General features: G+C 64.9%; 15 protein-coding genes. 2 read left to right on the forward strand and 13 right to left on the reverse strand.

Annotated features, from left to right (window positions below; all coding sequences use genetic code 11):
• Positions 1–4: 4 nt before the first annotated feature.
• The 6 genes from A5766_RS19325 to A5766_RS19345 form a co-directional block, all read right to left on the reverse strand.
• On the reverse strand, positions 5–1,045 hold the full coding sequence (locus A5766_RS19325; RefSeq protein WP_064906044.1) for an NAD(P)-dependent alcohol dehydrogenase: 1,041 nt from the start codon (positions 1,043–1,045) through the stop codon (positions 5–7).
• Between the two features lie 205 nt (positions 1,046–1,250).
• Positions 1,251–1,778, reverse strand: coding sequence for a hypothetical protein (locus tag A5766_RS19330; RefSeq protein WP_156527524.1), 528 nt, complete (start codon positions 1,776–1,778; stop codon positions 1,251–1,253).
• 59 nt (positions 1,779–1,837) lie between these two features.
• Positions 1,838–2,437, reverse strand: a complete 600-nt coding sequence (locus tag A5766_RS19335; RefSeq protein WP_064906061.1) for a DUF6611 family protein — start codon at positions 2,435–2,437, stop codon at positions 1,838–1,840.
• A gap of 233 nt (positions 2,438–2,670) precedes the next feature.
• Complete coding sequence (locus tag A5766_RS19340; RefSeq protein ID WP_064906048.1) at positions 2,671–2,970, reverse strand: YiaA/YiaB family inner membrane protein; 300 nt, start codon at positions 2,968–2,970, stop codon at positions 2,671–2,673.
• 100 nt (positions 2,971–3,070) lie between these two features.
• Positions 3,071–3,322 carry an HAD hydrolase family protein gene (locus A5766_RS25375; protein WP_269449458.1) on the reverse strand — a complete coding sequence of 84 codons (252 nt, stop codon included), beginning with the start codon at positions 3,320–3,322 and terminating at the stop codon, positions 3,071–3,073.
• Positions 3,322–3,906 (reverse strand): HAD family hydrolase, encoded by a 585-nt coding sequence (locus A5766_RS19345; RefSeq protein ID WP_005203405.1) that lies wholly within the window; start codon positions 3,904–3,906, stop codon positions 3,322–3,324. Before A5766_RS19345 ends, A5766_RS25375 begins: the two co-directional genes overlap by 1 nt.
• 190 nt (positions 3,907–4,096) lie before the next feature.
• On the opposite strand from A5766_RS19345, the gene A5766_RS19350 reads away from it, so the two are divergent.
• Positions 4,097–4,750, forward strand: coding sequence for a hypothetical protein (locus A5766_RS19350; protein ID WP_005203407.1), 654 nt, complete (start codon positions 4,097–4,099; stop codon positions 4,748–4,750).
• Positions 4,751–4,802: 52 nt separating this feature from the next.
• On the opposite strand, the gene A5766_RS19355 is transcribed toward A5766_RS19350, so the two are convergent.
• From A5766_RS19355 to A5766_RS19365, 3 genes are all read right to left on the reverse strand, one after another.
• Positions 4,803–5,534, reverse strand: coding sequence for a DUF1206 domain-containing protein (locus A5766_RS19355; RefSeq protein WP_005203409.1), 732 nt, complete (start codon positions 5,532–5,534; stop codon positions 4,803–4,805).
• A gap of 221 nt (positions 5,535–5,755) precedes the next feature.
• Positions 5,756–6,139 carry a nuclear transport factor 2 family protein gene (locus A5766_RS19360; RefSeq protein ID WP_064906050.1) on the reverse strand — a complete coding sequence of 128 codons (384 nt, stop codon included), beginning with the start codon at positions 6,137–6,139 and terminating at the stop codon, positions 5,756–5,758.
• Positions 6,140–6,184: 45 nt separating this feature from the next.
• Positions 6,185–7,201, reverse strand: a complete 1,017-nt coding sequence (locus A5766_RS19365; RefSeq protein ID WP_156527525.1) for a zinc-binding dehydrogenase — start codon at positions 7,199–7,201, stop codon at positions 6,185–6,187.
• Positions 7,202–7,516: 315 nt separating this feature from the next.
• Between A5766_RS19365 and A5766_RS19370 the strand changes: the two genes are divergently transcribed.
• Positions 7,517–8,368 carry a DNA-processing protein DprA gene (locus A5766_RS19370; RefSeq protein ID WP_082965579.1) on the forward strand — a complete coding sequence of 284 codons (852 nt, stop codon included), beginning with the start codon at positions 7,517–7,519 and terminating at the stop codon, positions 8,366–8,368.
• Positions 8,369–8,971: 603 nt separating this feature from the next.
• Here the strand turns inward: A5766_RS19370 and A5766_RS19375 are convergent.
• Genes A5766_RS19375 through A5766_RS19390 form a run of 4 tightly spaced genes read right to left on the reverse strand, consistent with a single transcriptional unit; the run spans position 8,972 to position 13,490 of the window.
• Positions 8,972–10,078: an MSMEG_0565 family glycosyltransferase gene (locus A5766_RS19375; RefSeq protein ID WP_005203414.1), complete on the reverse strand. Its 1,107-nt coding sequence runs from the start codon at positions 10,076–10,078 to the stop codon at positions 8,972–8,974.
• Positions 10,079–10,924, reverse strand: a complete 846-nt coding sequence (locus tag A5766_RS19380) for a carbon-nitrogen hydrolase family protein (RefSeq protein WP_005203415.1) — start codon at positions 10,922–10,924, stop codon at positions 10,079–10,081. It lies immediately after the preceding gene.
• Between the two features lie 57 nt (positions 10,925–10,981).
• Positions 10,982–12,421 (reverse strand): MSMEG_0567/sll0787 family protein, encoded by a 1,440-nt coding sequence (locus A5766_RS19385; RefSeq protein ID WP_064906054.1) that lies wholly within the window; start codon positions 12,419–12,421, stop codon positions 10,982–10,984.
• 1 nt (position 12,422) lies between these two features.
• Positions 12,423–13,490, reverse strand: coding sequence for an MSMEG_0568 family radical SAM protein (locus tag A5766_RS19390; protein ID WP_064906056.1), 1,068 nt, complete (start codon positions 13,488–13,490; stop codon positions 12,423–12,425).
• Positions 13,491–13,654: the final 164 nt, after the last annotated feature.

A 13,654-nucleotide genomic window follows, 5' to 3' on the forward strand; every position in this document is an offset into this window, starting at 1 on the left:
GGCTTTACGGCACCACGACGGCGCGTCCACGCAGGTCGTTGGCCGCGAGCTTGCGGTACGCCGCAACGCCATCGTCGAGGCTGAACCACTCCACCGCGACGTCGAGGACGCCGTCGCGCGCGAGGTCGAGGACCTCGATCAGCTCCGCACGGGCACCCCAGTAGGGCGTGCGGACCGACACCTCGTAAGGCTGTGACCAGAAGCCAACACTCGCCGCAGCCTTGCCGTCGCCGAGCCCGACGATCGTGACGTCGCCCATCGTGCCGACGACACCCATCGCCGTGTTGATGGTCGGCTGATATCCGACAAAGTCGAAAACGGCTGTCGCGCCGTCTTTTCCGGTGATCTTGCGGACATTCTCGACGGCATCGGCGTCGCTCAGCACTGCCTCGTGCGCACCGACCTGCTTGGCGAAGTCGAGCTTCTCCTGCGTGACGTCGAGTGCGATGACACGCGACGGGGTGAGGTGCCGCAACATCTGGATGGCCACGTGTCCCAGGCCGCCCGAGCCGATCACGACGGCGGTCGAGCCGCCGACTAGCTTCCTCAGCGACGGCTTGATCGCGTGGTAGGGCGTGAGGCCGGCGTCGGTCAGGGGAACCGTGGTGACGGGATCGAGGTCGCCGATGGGGACGAGGTGCCGCGGGTCGTCGACGACGACGTATTCGGCCATGGCGCCGTCGTGTCCGAGGCCGGGTGGCGTGATCTGCAGGTCGGCTGCCCGCGAGCAGTAGTTCTCCAGGCCCTGCGAACAGAAGTGGCAGACTCCGCAACCCCACGGGCCGTAGATGGCGACCGCCGTCCCCTCACTGACCGTCGAAACCCCTTGTCCCAGTTCGGCGATCACGCCGACACCCTCGTGGCCGAGGGTCATCGGGAGAGGGTACGGGAATGCGCCTTCCGGCGCGTTCAACACGAAGTCGTCGGAGTGGCACGCGCCCGCGGCGGTGACCTTCACGAGCACCTGACCCGGACCCGGCGTGGGCTTCGGAACGTCGCGAAGCTCGGGTTCGGCTCCGGATTTGACCATCTGGACGGCCTTCATCGGTCAACTGCCTTTCGGATCGGTGTACTCCCCGACCCCTCCCTGACCTCAGGTTTACTCTCCCATCACGAACGGCGCATATGAGGGGTGGCGCCACGGCGTGCTGGGTTCGTCGGCGGGGCGAGCACTCCGAGCGGGCACGCGGCCAGCCGCGCTCGATCGCGCGCCGACGAACTCATCGACCACCGACTGCGCAGCCACGCGGTCACTGCCACGGCCGTGCCTCTGCGCGATACTCGGCCTGCCCGCACCACGACGTCACCGCGTTGGCAATGTAGTCGCACGATGCCCTGTCCGAGAACAACTTCGACGTGATCGACGGTGCGGGCAGTCCGCCGCTCATTGTCAGGTGATACCAACTGTCGGCGCACACCTGGCCGAACCAGTGCTTGAAGATGACCGGTTCCGTCGGCTCGAGTCCCGGCGTGCAGACCACGAGGACGCGGTCGACGTCGGTGTCGAGCACGAGGTCGGTCAGCGAGGAGACCACGACGTTGCGCAGTGCCCGCGTGGGGCGCGCCAGCGTGTCGAGGCCGAAGCGCGACGTCGACCTCCTGATCGAACCTCCGTCGACCAGGATCAATCCGATTCGGGACTCCGGAGACGGCTCGGCGTCGACGTGCACTCCGTTGTCGCCCAATGCCGCTGCGATGTCGGGGTTGATCGGCCCGAACGTGCGGACGGCGACGTGGTGACGCGAGAGCCGCGCGGCACGTTCCATCGCGATGGTCATGAGATCTCCTCCTGGTCTGCGGTACAGCGTGATGTGGGATGAGTTACGGATCGCCCGGGTCATCGGCGTGCCATTCTCGGGAGTCGACGGCGTCGCGGCGGGATGGAGTCGTGGACGCGCTGCCAGATGAGCTCGTGCTCAACAGGATTGATCGCACCTCGCTCCAATCGCCGGTCAGCGGAACGCAGTTCGGCAAGAGTGTCGGCGATCGACTTGGGAGTCGGCATTCCCTCGGGGACGTTGTATCCCGGAATGGTGGTCAGGTCGACGGTGCGTACGGCGCTGGGCAGGGTTCCCGCGGTGCGTCGCGCGACCACACCCGAGACCACCAACACGGCGGTGGCCACTACGAGGACCGTCGTACCCGACGCGCCGAGGGAACTGAGACCGACGGCCACGGCCAGCCACATGACAAGGCCCCAGACCGGCCAGCCGCGCCAGAGGCGCAGACGTCGACGCTGCATCGAACTGATTCCGGGTGGGAAGACAACAAGTCGGTAGCGGCACACACCGTAGCGGCCGGCGCCTGCGCTGAACGATCCCCACACCGCGGGGCCCTCGGCGAGCCGGTCGATGATCGCGGAACCCGTTGTTTCCGTAACCGATCGCCCCGTACCCAATCCCTCAGTACCCAATCGCTCAGGGCCGTGTGAACTCATCGTCGTCATTCCGATAGTGCTACGCCGCGCGCTCGACGTCGGGAAGTGTCTTGACGGGTCTTTGACGAGACTTTGACGCGGCGTCGAACAGCCTTGACGAGATGCTGACAGTCGGGATGCTGACAGTCAGCACGCACGAGACCGCCCCGGAGTCGTCGAGTGACACCGGGGCGGTCGGGGGATTGCTGGCGGGCGGGTTGCTTGAGGGTGGGTTGCTTGAGGGTGGATTGCGTTTATCCTGCGACCCGGTTGAAGGGGTCGTGTTCGGCGATGAGCTTGTCGACGCGGGCTTCGTCGATGCGGGCCCGGACCGTTGTGAGTTCTTGGCGGTCACGGACGACCTTGGCGAGCGTGAACGTGCTGGAGGTGAGGAACAGCAGCGTGATGGCGAGGAATCCGCGCTGCCAGGGGTCGATCGGGAGGTAGAGGATGCCGACACAGGCGGTGGCGAGGCTGACAGCGAAGGCGATGGCGGCTTGGAGGAAGAAGGCTGCGGTGGTGACTGTCTGGGGAACTTCGTTGGAGGACGACATGCGTCAACGGTGTCAGCGATGGCAGGCGCGCCGGATGCGTAGGACTACGCAGTTGGCCTGAGTGTTCTGGGCGAGTGGGTGTTCTGGGTGTTCTGGGCGGTCAGGAGCCAGCGGCGTCGAGTGCGGCGCGGATCGTCCGCACCACCCCGTTGTCGGTGTTCGACGGCACGACGTAGCGCGCGGCGTCGAGGATGTCGCTGTGCGCGTTGGCAACCGCGTACGACCAGTCGGCGGTGCCGAGCATCCCGAGGTCGTTGAGGTAGTCACCGAAGACCATTGTCTGCGCCGGACTGATACCGAGCCGACTCTGCACTGCCCGAACGGCCTGCGACTTGTCGACGCCGCGGGTCATCACGTCGAGCCAATGTTGTCCGGACACAACGACTTCGGCATCGATCTGCAGTGCCGAGATCGCGGGGCGGTGGAGTCTTCGATTCCGTCGAAGTCGTAGACCGCCACCTTGACCAGTTCGGCGTCGATGGCGGCGAGGTCGTCGACGACGGTGTTCGCGTAGTAGTAGGGGCGGATCTGTTCGAGGAACCGCTCATCGGACCGCTCGACGTAGGCGATCTCCGGGCTGCACAGCACGACCCCGATGTCGGCGCCGTCGGACTGCAGCGCTCGTGCGCGCGTGAGGACCGCGTCGGCGGTACTCGGGGCAAGCGGTTGTGACCGCAGGATCTCGTTCTGCCGCGCCACCACCGCACCGTTCTCGGCGATCACGATCAGCCCGGGTATCGCCTCCCCGAACTGGTGGAGCAGGGTCGCGGCCTGCCGTCCGCTGGCCGGACTGAATACGATGTCGCGGCTGGTCAGCTCGTCAAGCAGCGGCCAGAGGTCGTCGGGGATGTGCTTGGCGTCGTCGAGCAGGGTGCCGTCGAGGTCGGTGACGACGAGGCGCAGGTCAGCGGGGACGGGCGGAATCGTGGTGGACATCGTGCTCCATTGTGGCAGTTCGGTGTCCCAGTTCGGTGTCCCAGTTCGGTGTCCCAGTTCGGTGTCCCAGTTCGGTGTCCCAGTTCGGTGTCACAGTCAGGTACCGCAAACCCGGGCGGAACATTCTCTGGGTCCGGCCGCATCCAATCGGTACTTGCTTACGAGAAGCCCCCGAGAGGAACCCGAGAACGTGAAGACCACACCGCTCCGTACAACCGCCATCCGACGTATCATGCTTGCCCTGCTCGCGGGTATCGCGGCACTCCTCGCCACCGCGGGGGTCGCGTCGAACGCCCACGCCGATACCGATGGGCGCTACCCGTCGCTACCGATGCGCGGCGTCGACGGCGGCACGGGACCGGTCAAGGGCAGCAACTTCAGCGCGGCGGATCGTCCGTACGTCATCTCCGACGACTTCGCGGGCATCGAGTACACCTTCGGCATTCCCGATGACTGGTCGTGCGGCGCCGGATCGTCGGCTGTCTCGGCCACCGGCGAGGCAACATGTTTCGAGGAGAACACCTCGAAGACGACTGCGGCCGGAGGCGTGGTGGCCTACCAGAAGTGCGCCGCGACGCGGTGCACCACCACCGACGTCAAGCGCGTCACCTCTCAGGTGCGTGTCGATCGTGAAGCGTGGCGAGCCGTCGACGACACCACCTGGTACGCAGAGCAATCCGGCACCCTCAATGGCGTTCGCAAGGTCCGCGTCGCAGTCGCCCACGTGTTCCACACCGCGGACGGCGAGGCCGGCATCGCCTTCGCCCAGCTCGACGGACCGCCGTCCAAGCGCGGCGAACTCCTCAAGATCATCAACAGCATTCGCGCCAACACTCCGCGATAGCACCGCCGACGCCGAGCCCCGGCCTCCCCTGCGGGAGGTCGGGGCCTAGCCGTCACATTCGCGCGTACCGCGCCATGACGAAGCAGTAGATGCCATACGCGGCAAGGCCTATCGCGGCCAGCACCAAGAAGAACTGTCCGGCCGGCCATCCCGAAACGGTTTTCACCGCACCGTCGACGCCGGTGGCTTTCGCCGGATCGGCCGTGATCGCCGCGACGATCACCAAAACTCCCGCGCCGACCAGTACCAGCCCCTTCGCCGTATATCCCACGATGCCGGTGACATTCACGACAGGGTTGCTGTCGATGGTCAGATCGTCGAAGAACGACCTCGTCACACCCTTGTAGATGTGATAGGCGCCGACAGCGATGATGACGATTCCAGCCACGACGAGCACGAACTTTCCGAAGCCCGAACCCATCAACCGCGCGCTCATACCGGCGTTCTGCTGGCCACTCGACTGGCCGTGCCCCAAAGCGAATTGCGCTGCCGTCCAGGCGAATGCGAAGTAGACAACCGCGAGTGCACCCGCCTTCGCGCGGTCGAGCCAACCGTCATCGTCGTCGGCCTTCGGGTTCGCCGGGTGCGGACCGATGATGACTTCGGCAATCCGCCACAGCGCCATCGCCACGAAGGCGATCACCGCGAGCCACAAGGCAATTCGACCGCCGGTTGACGACGCAAAGATTCCGAGCGCCCCCGACTGGTCGGCATTGCCCGCATCGCCAAACGCCAGCCTCAGCACGATGTACGCGATCAACAGGTGCAGCAGACCGCTCACCACGTGCCCGCCGCGCGCAAGCGCCTCAAACCAACCGGAGTCCGTCGCTTCTCGGACGGCCTGCTTACCCGTATGTGTAGGGATGATGATCGCCGCCCGTCAGTAATTCAGTCGATTCGCGAGTCAGCCAACCCGCGTCCACGGGGAATCGTAACGTGTCGACCGGGGTGGTTTTCACCGCACGGTAAAACCGGCAAAACACCCGGCTCGACGGGATGGGTGCATCACGCCGAGAGATGCTCGTGCACGACGAGCGGACGCGGTGAGGCCGCGAGGTCGAAGACCACCGTCTCTCGCTCGCTGAGTTCGGTTCCGTCACCGAGAGTCGTCGACACCCGGTGGGTCGCGATGGCAACATCGCCGACGATGAGCACATCGCGCTCGGTACTGACGCACTTCTCGACGCGCCATCCCTCCGAACGCCAACCACGCCACAGCGTTCGGTACTCTTCAACGCCGAGCGCGACCTCCGGAGTGTCCGGGAACACGAATCGTGCTGTTGGGGCGCAACATCCGAAGTAGGCGGCCTCGTCGTTGGAGGCGAACGCGGCAACGAGATGGTCGAACGCAGCCAAGGCGCGGGTGGACGTGTTGTCAGTGGGCGACATTCGAGCTCCTGTTGATGAATGGTCGATCAAGAAACTGGTGCACGTTCACGGAATGAGAACCGTGCGAAGGCCGGTGGCGGCACGCAGATCTTCGAGTGCCGCGTTGACCTCACCGAGCGGTCGCGTACGGCCGATGAGGGCGTCGAGAGGGAGTCGACCCGACAGATAGAGCCGCGCAATTCTCGGGAAGTCCACCGCGGGCACGCTCGAGCCGTAATTGCAGCCGAGGATGCTCTTGCCTTGGTCGGCGAGGTCGAAGGGATCGATCGACGCGCGTGCGCCGATTGCCGTCATACCCGCCAAGACCGCCACCCCTCCTGCGCGCAGCATGGGTGGACACTGCTCGATGGTCGACGTCCGGCCGATCGCCTCGAAGACGTAGTCGGCACCGCCATCGGTCATCTCCTGCACCGTGGCAACAAGATTCGGAGCGGCACCGTCGAGCGCCACTGTGGCGCCGAGGCTTTCTGCCTGGGCACGACGTCGGGGATCGAGATCGATGGCGATGATCGGATCAGCCCCGGCAAGCTGCAGTCCTAGGATGATCGACTGACCGATACCACCACAGCCGAACACCACTGCGGATGCGCCGTACGGAACCTTTGCCGTCGACGTCACGGCACCGATACCTGTGGTGACCGAACAGCCGATCAACGCGCCGATCTCGAAGGGGAGTTCGTCGGGAACAACCACCGCAGCGGCAGCGGGGACGACGACACGTTCGGAGAACGCGCCGAGTCCGAGGAACGGCCACACCGGCTCGTCGTCGAATGTCGTTGTCGCCGTTGACCCGTCAGGCAGACGGTTGGCCACCGCATTGGTGTTCGTGCACAGCAACGCCTTGCCGGACAGACAGTTTCGGCATCGACGACATGCCACGAACCAGGACAGGACGACATGATCGCCGACCTGGACGTCGTCGACACCATCTCCCACGTCGGTCACGACTCCGGATGCCTCGTGACCCGCACGCCTATCCATTTCATAAAGAACCCGAGTTCGATAGACTCGTTCAGGCGCTGGCCGAAGCCGTAACAAGGCATCCCGCATACAGCTCGGCATCGACCATCATTAGTGCCCCCAGCTCCCGGGTCACCGGAGAGAGCCTGGCGGAGTCACTGAGTCTGGGGGTCGCCAAAGCGACCGGAAAGAATCTAATATTCGCGACCTGCCGTCCTCACGAACCACGAAAAGGTCCAAACCCGCCAGACTTGTCAGGGATGATCTCCGTCAAAGCTCTGATAAATGGCTCGTGCATTGTGCTGGATGACGTGCTCCACACCGGACACACCCTGAACGAGACTGCTCGCGCAGCTCTCCGTGCTGGCGCCACTTCGGTGTACGGTCTCGTGGGTGCCAAGACAATGAGGGCGTGAGATGCCTTCTGAACTCGAAGATATCGAGAGAGTTCTCTTCGCAATACACATCGCGCGTACACCAGCAAAGATCCGAGACGTACTCCTAGACCGCAATGCTCTGCATACTCAGATTGGCAACGTCGATAGTGACACCGCCGCCCGCATCAGGGATGAGGCCGCAGAGCTCGCGACTAGCGTCGGCGTAATCAGCGCAGACAATTCACGATTCCCGGTGCAGCTAGTCCGCCGAGGTAAAGCCATTGTTCCTGCACTGTTCTATCGGGGGGAACTCGGACTTCTGGACACGCCAATGGTCGCCGTCAGCGGTTCCCGCAAGGTGAGCGATCGTGGAGCGGCAGCAGCGACGAGGCTGGGCGAGATTGTCGCTCAATCGGGGCAAACCTTGGTGAGCGGCAATGCGCGCGGTGTCGACACCTTGGCGACGACCGCCGCGTCAAGTCGTGGTGGGAGCACGGTACTCGTGCTGCCCGAGGGCATCACACACTTTCGTCCAGACGAAGAGAATCCTGACATCGGGATGTCAGATTCCACCGGCCTAGTGCTGTCTCAGTTTTCTCCCCACCAGCCTTGGTCTGTACACACCGCAATGGGACGAAACCGCGTGATCTGCGGTCTTGCGGGCACTGTCGTCGTAGTGGAGGCAGGCGAATCGGGCGGGTCACTTGCTGCAGGTCGCGAAGCTCTCAAACTCGGCAGACACCTTGTCACGTTGACCTACGGCGATCACACACCCGAGGGGAATCAGATCCTAATCAGTGAGGGTGCAAGCCCCGTCGCATCTCCCGATGCGCTGCGCGAGGCGCTCCTGCCTCCGAGCGATGATGAGCCGGAGCAAGCCCGATTGCTGTGACCTGCCTTTGACCACTCTTCGCAGCGGTCTCGACGTAGGGACAATCGGGTCGCGGCGTCATTGATTCCACGACCGCTGCACAAAGCCAGTCGCCTTCGAAATGTCATCGGCTGATGGCGAGTTGCCGCCGCTGGTGTCCTGAAAGTAGTAACAGGGACTCGAAACCTTGATGCTGCCGGCCTGCGACGCGACTGAAACTCGATACACACCGGACCGCCCTTGGTGGGGTCGTCGTCCCACTGAAGCTCTCGATCTGACCGCGCATGAGCCAACTCCCGTGTTCACACACTGTGCGCCTGGCCGGCGGTCAGGGGCGACCGCGAGTCGACGACCTCAGTCGAATCGAGCAACGGTGCGCGCATATCACCGCTACACGACGATAGGAAGAGCACCACGCAAGCTCCCACGAGAGCCGTCGCTGCCCTCCGCCTCATCATTGCTCCTCTCCACGCCGCTAAGCCGGGTGAACCCGGCAATCGTACATATTGCCCGACGACCTCTCCCCGTCGGCTATGCGCGGGTTTCGTCCCCGATTGTCCGCGCGATATTCCGAAAGATCCTGGCACACAGTCGGACTGACCGAACAGGCTCCGCACGTATCGATCAGGCAGCGGCCCGAGGGTAGGGATGTCGCTCGTAGAACCGAAGGTGGGCGCGCGCCGCGGCGTCCCACGTCAATCCGCGTGCGAGGCGCCGGCCCGCGTCAACGTCGGGGTGATATCCGTTGAGCGCGGCATCGAGGCGTGTGGCCAACGACGTCGGATCGGTCGCATAGGTGACGACGTCTCCGAAAACCTCACGCAGGATGGGTAGTTCGCGTACGGTGACCGGTCGGCCGGCCGCCAAGGCCTCCATCGCTGCGAGGCCAAATCCTTCCTTCACGGACGGGAATGCGAAAGCGTCACATGCCGCGACGAGTGAGGGGAGCACGTGCTCGTCGACTGCTCCGAGGACGATCGGTGCCACGCCGAGCTCGGCTTGGCGGCGGTCGAACTCGGCGCGATAGTCGCGATAGTCGAAAAGCGTTTCTCCGCCTGCGAATACCAGCGATAGATCGGGATGGTCGTGACGAAGCAGCGCGTAGGCCTCGAGCAGATCGATACTCCCCTTGCGCGGTTCGATGCCCCCGACCGCCAGGATGTAGCGGCCTAGTTGCGCTTGCCACTGCTCTCGTGCGACGACGGCCGAACGGCTGTGCTCGGCGGCCGCTGCGAAGCGTTCATAGTCGACGCCGTTGGGAATGATGGTCGGAGTGAAACCCCATCCGTCGTTGACCTCCGTGGCGACGGCCTGAGACACGCAGATGCGAGCGTAGGGGTTGACCACGGCCTTCTCGTGGCATTCGACGAGCACCGGCGTGGTGAACTGGTCAAGGTGGTGAATCGTGCGGATGCACGTTCCGACCGCGTTCGCGCTGATGCAGTCCTGCGCATGCACGATGTCATAGTTGCTGGGGTCGAACGCATTTCGGATCGCATCGATAGATCGCAGGATGCGATCGGTGACTGTCTCGTCGGGGATGTCGTCGAACGCGACCAGGTGTTGGGTGACTGCGGCGTCGACGCTGCGGAAGAACCCTGAGTCGCCCCCTCGCGCAAGACTCCACACGTCGACTTCGACACCTTGCGTGACCAGAGATTCCGCGAGGTTGAGGGTATGCACGACTCCCCCGCGCGGTTTGGTCGAGTAGGTCAACAGTGCGATGCGCATTCAGCGAGACTCCGCACTCGACGCGGAATAGATGTCCGGCCGGAGTTCGGACAGATGGTTGAGGACTCTGCGGGCACGAGCGATGTCGGCCTCCACGTCGACCTCGACCTTGGCCAGTCCACCCTTGGATCGCGTGGTCGCCAATATGTCGCCACCGGGACCGACGACCTTGGCCTGTCCGAGGAATTGCAGCGACCCGGTCACCCCGGTGAGGTTGGAGGACACCATGAATACCTGATTCTCCGCGGCGCGAGCGCAGTCGTAGAGGTCGAACAGCCGAGACTGCCGGTCAGCGGGCAGCCGAGCTGCGCGGTCGGTGACACTAGCCGGCCACGCCGAGAGAGACGCGATGATCCCGGCGCCGTCGAGCGCGAGCTTTCGGGCCGACTCGGGGAATGTCTTGTCGTAGTCGATCAACATGCCGATGCGCCCGACCGGTGTAGAGAAAGTGGAGAACCTGTCACCAGCCGCATACGCCTTTGATTCACCGGCAGGCTGATGCACTTTGCGATGCCAACCCAGCACGCCGTCACCGGTCAAGCACGCCGCCGCGTTGTAGTGGACGTCGCCATCGCGCTCGGTGTACCCGATACACACGGTCATGTCGCGGGCGGCCTCGGCGATGGCAGCCAGCTCCGGTCCGTCAGGGTCCAGTGCCGGCGGTAGGTCGTCGAGATCCGGGGATCGCAGATCGCCGATATAGCCGCCGAGTGCAGCGTCGGGAAAGACGAGCAGATCGACTCCGTCACGCGCGGCCGCCTCGATGATGCCGACTGCCTTGGACACACCTCGATCAACGTCGCGGCCGAAGTGGCCCGCGAGCGCGCCGATCGTGACGGTTCCCATGTCAGCGCACTTTACTCACGTCACACGAGGTGCGCCGGTGCACATTCGACAGCTTTCTCATGCTCGACCCAGTCCCGTCACAGCAGAGGCTATCGCTTCGGTACGACGACCGTCCGGCCATTTCAGCCGGATTCCTGTCGTTTCGGTGAGGCGACCGCAGCCGGCCGCGACGGCAGGGCCGTGCGCCCGAGTGATCGGACTGCGGTCGGCCATCAGCATGGCGTAACCCGGGAAGCAGGTGAGCCAGGCACCCATTGAGGCGTCGGCCGGTCGCGGGATCGCGGCCACGTCGAGTTCGGCCCCTGTGCCCGACGCCTCGGCCAGCATTCCCAACGTTCCGACCAGTCCGGCCATGCTGACATCCTTCGCGGCGGCGGGGCGCAGCTGCGCCACGGCGGATGCCATCTCACCGAGCTCATGTGCTGTTCGCGAGCTCGTCGAATCCCACTGTTGACCGAAATAGCCTGGGCGCCAAGAGCCTCCGAGATCGGCGAGCAGCGACACGTGGTCGCCGACCCGTCCACCGCCAGCGGCGACCGGGGATTCTGTGCGACCCATCGCAGTCAGCGAGAGCGCCGCGGGTACACCGACCTGAGTGTGGCCGCCCAGAATCGGGGTTCGCCAGGCGTGTGCCGCTGCCGAGATGCCTCGCACGATCCGATTCAGGTGCGCAACGGTTGGCGCGCCGACCGCGTCGAGCATGCCGACAGCATGAGCACCCATGGCCGAAAGGTCGTTGATGTTGACCAGGACCGAGCACCAGCCCGCCCATTCGGGGTCACGCTCGACCATCGACGGGACTATCGCGTCGCAGGCGGCAAGTAGGTCGCTGTCCGGTACGGGGACGGCGTCGTCGCCACGGAATCCTGCGGGGCCGAGACCGCCTTCCTGCTCAACGAAGGGACGAAGTGATTGGGCGAGAACCGCTTTGGTGGAATCGACCTGGCCTTGGATTCGGCCGATCGGCCACGACTTGTGGCGGTGTGCCCGGCCGTTGATGGTGGGACCGGCACCGTGGTCCTCCCAACCCAGCGAGGCAAACAGCCGGCTGTAGCGGTCCTGGACGGTGGCATCGAAACGCAGAACGTCGCGGCTCTCGACCAAGGCACAGGCGGCCGTGATCAGTGCGGCACCGATGCCGGCCGCGTGTGCGCTGCCCGCGACGACCAGCCGACTCCCCGACCACCAGCCGATGTCGATCGAGGTACACGGCGACACCCGGACACCGCCGAGGACAGCGTTGTCTGCGGCGACTGCGATCAGGATCGCGGTGCGCGGATCGTCGTCGCAGTCATCGTGATCGGAATGTGTGAACAGCCCCTGCCGCTCGACGAACTCGGAGTGGCGCAACCGTCGATAGTCGCCGATCTCGGAGTTCGTCTCGGCGACCCGGATGAGAAACGGCGGTGCTGAGACTCTTGGAGAGCCGGAAAGAATCGACAATTCTGTTGCGGCTGGGCGTACGGACTGGGTGGGCGTGCTGCGGCCGTCGAGCATCTCATGCTCCTACGCTCTGCAGAATGCTGCAGGCACCGCATGCCGCACAGCCCGCTCGTTGGTCAGCCCCGGCCATCCCGATCAGTTGCAGGTGCGCAGCGACTTCTCGGCTGACCTGCTCGACGATGCGGGGCTCGGGGGCGGTCGCTCCGTCGATGTCGACGGCAAGTGTCCCTCGATGGGGGCGGAACGGGACGATGAAGGGATAGACTCCGGCGTCGGCGAGTTCCTTTGCCCCCGAGATCATCTCGTCCACATCTTCGCCGAGCCCGACGAGCAGGTACGTCGAGACCTGGTTGCGTCCAAAGACGCGTACGGCCTCACGCCAGGCATCCCAGTACTCGCTGAGCGGCACGGTTGACTTGCCCGGCATCCAGCGCCGTCGGACGTCGTCATCGAGTGACTCAACGTGGATGCCGATGGCGTCGGCTCCGGCAGCGCGCAGGTCACCGATGGTCGACAGATCGGCGGGCGGCTCACACTGCACCTGAATAGGTAGCTCGGGGACGGCTGCTTTGACCGCTCGGACACAGCGCGCCAGGTGGCGCGCGCCGCGATCCCGGCCACCCGATGTTCCGGTGGTCATCACCATATTCGTTACGCCGTCGAGGTCGACTGCTGCGCGCGCGACCCTGGCCAGGTCCTCCGGCTTCTTGACGGCGACGGTGTCGCCGGATCGCAGCGACTCCTCGATCGAGCAGAAGCGGCACCGCTGGTCTTCGCCGTAACGAATGCAGGTCTGCAGCACGGTGGTCGCCAACACGTTACGTCCATGCAGTTTGGCGATCTTGTCGTAGGCGACACCGTTCTCGGTCTGCAGGTCGTAGAAGCGTGGTCGGCCAATGACTGCGACGTCGAGCCCGGAATCGACTCCGTCGTAGAGGATCTGATCGCCGTCGAAGACGAACGGGCTGTTGGGATTTCGAGGTATGGCAGCGTGCAGTCCGTCGATGACGAGGTGACCATCGTCAGTCGGTCCGGCTCCGCCGGAGCGGTTCACCGGCGGGGTGCCCCGGATGCCGAGGAGCGCCAGATCGACGCGGGTGGATGTGGTGGTGGATGCGGTCATCGTGGGTTCCGTTCGTGTCGAGGGATCAGGCAGACTCGCGGGGGGCGCCCCCCCCCCCCGCGCGGGGGGGGAATTTGCCCCGGGGGTGGGGGGGGGGGGGGGGGGGGGGCGTTAGCGCCCCCGGCCCGCCCGCGGGGCCAACTGGGGGGTGGGAACCCACGAGG

Source organism: Gordonia sp. 852002-51296_SCH5728562-b, from assembly GCF_001665475.1.
GTDB classification, from domain to species: domain Bacteria; phylum Actinomycetota; class Actinomycetes; order Mycobacteriales; family Mycobacteriaceae; genus Gordonia; species Gordonia sputi.

What these genes read in the sequence shown, in the direction of transcription:
- A5766_RS19335 (WP_064906061.1), bottom strand. Translation starts at nt 2,437, where the DNA reads ATGAGTTCACACGGCCCTGAGCGATTGGGTACTGAGGGATTGGGTACG.
- A5766_RS19380 (WP_005203415.1), bottom strand. Translation starts at nt 10,924, where the DNA reads ATGGGAACCGTCACGATCGGCGCGCTCGCGGGCCACTTCGGCCGCGAC.
- A5766_RS19370 (WP_082965579.1), top strand. Translation starts at nt 7,517, where the DNA reads ATGCCTTCTGAACTCGAAGATATCGAGAGAGTTCTCTTCGCAATACAC.
- A5766_RS19360 (WP_064906050.1), bottom strand. Translation starts at nt 6,139, where the DNA reads ATGTCGCCCACTGACAACACGTCCACCCGCGCCTTGGCTGCGTTCGAC.
- A5766_RS19325 (WP_064906044.1), bottom strand. Translation starts at nt 1,045, where the DNA reads ATGAAGGCCGTCCAGATGGTCAAATCCGGAGCCGAACCCGAGCTTCGC.
- A5766_RS19345 (WP_005203405.1), bottom strand. Translation starts at nt 3,906, where the DNA reads ATGTCCACCACGATTCCGCCCGTCCCCGCTGACCTGCGCCTCGTCGTC.
- A5766_RS19340 (WP_064906048.1), bottom strand. Translation starts at nt 2,970, where the DNA reads ATGTCGTCCTCCAACGAAGTTCCCCAGACAGTCACCACCGCAGCCTTC.
- A5766_RS19375 (WP_005203414.1), bottom strand. Translation starts at nt 10,078, where the DNA reads ATGCGCATCGCACTGTTGACCTACTCGACCAAACCGCGCGGGGGAGTC.
- A5766_RS25375 (WP_269449458.1), bottom strand. Translation starts at nt 3,322, where the DNA reads ATGACCCGCGGCGTCGACAAGTCGCAGGCCGTTCGGGCAGTGCAGAGT.
- A5766_RS19390 (WP_064906056.1), bottom strand. Translation starts at nt 13,490, where the DNA reads ATGACCGCATCCACCACCACATCCACCCGCGTCGATCTGGCGCTCCTC.
- A5766_RS19365 (WP_156527525.1), bottom strand. Translation starts at nt 7,201, where the DNA reads ATGCCGAGCTGTATGCGGGATGCCTTGTTACGGCTTCGGCCAGCGCCT.
- A5766_RS19330 (WP_156527524.1), bottom strand. Translation starts at nt 1,778, where the DNA reads ATGACCATCGCGATGGAACGTGCCGCGCGGCTCTCGCGTCACCACGTC.
- A5766_RS19385 (WP_064906054.1), bottom strand. Translation starts at nt 12,421, where the DNA reads ATGCTCGACGGCCGCAGCACGCCCACCCAGTCCGTACGCCCAGCCGCA.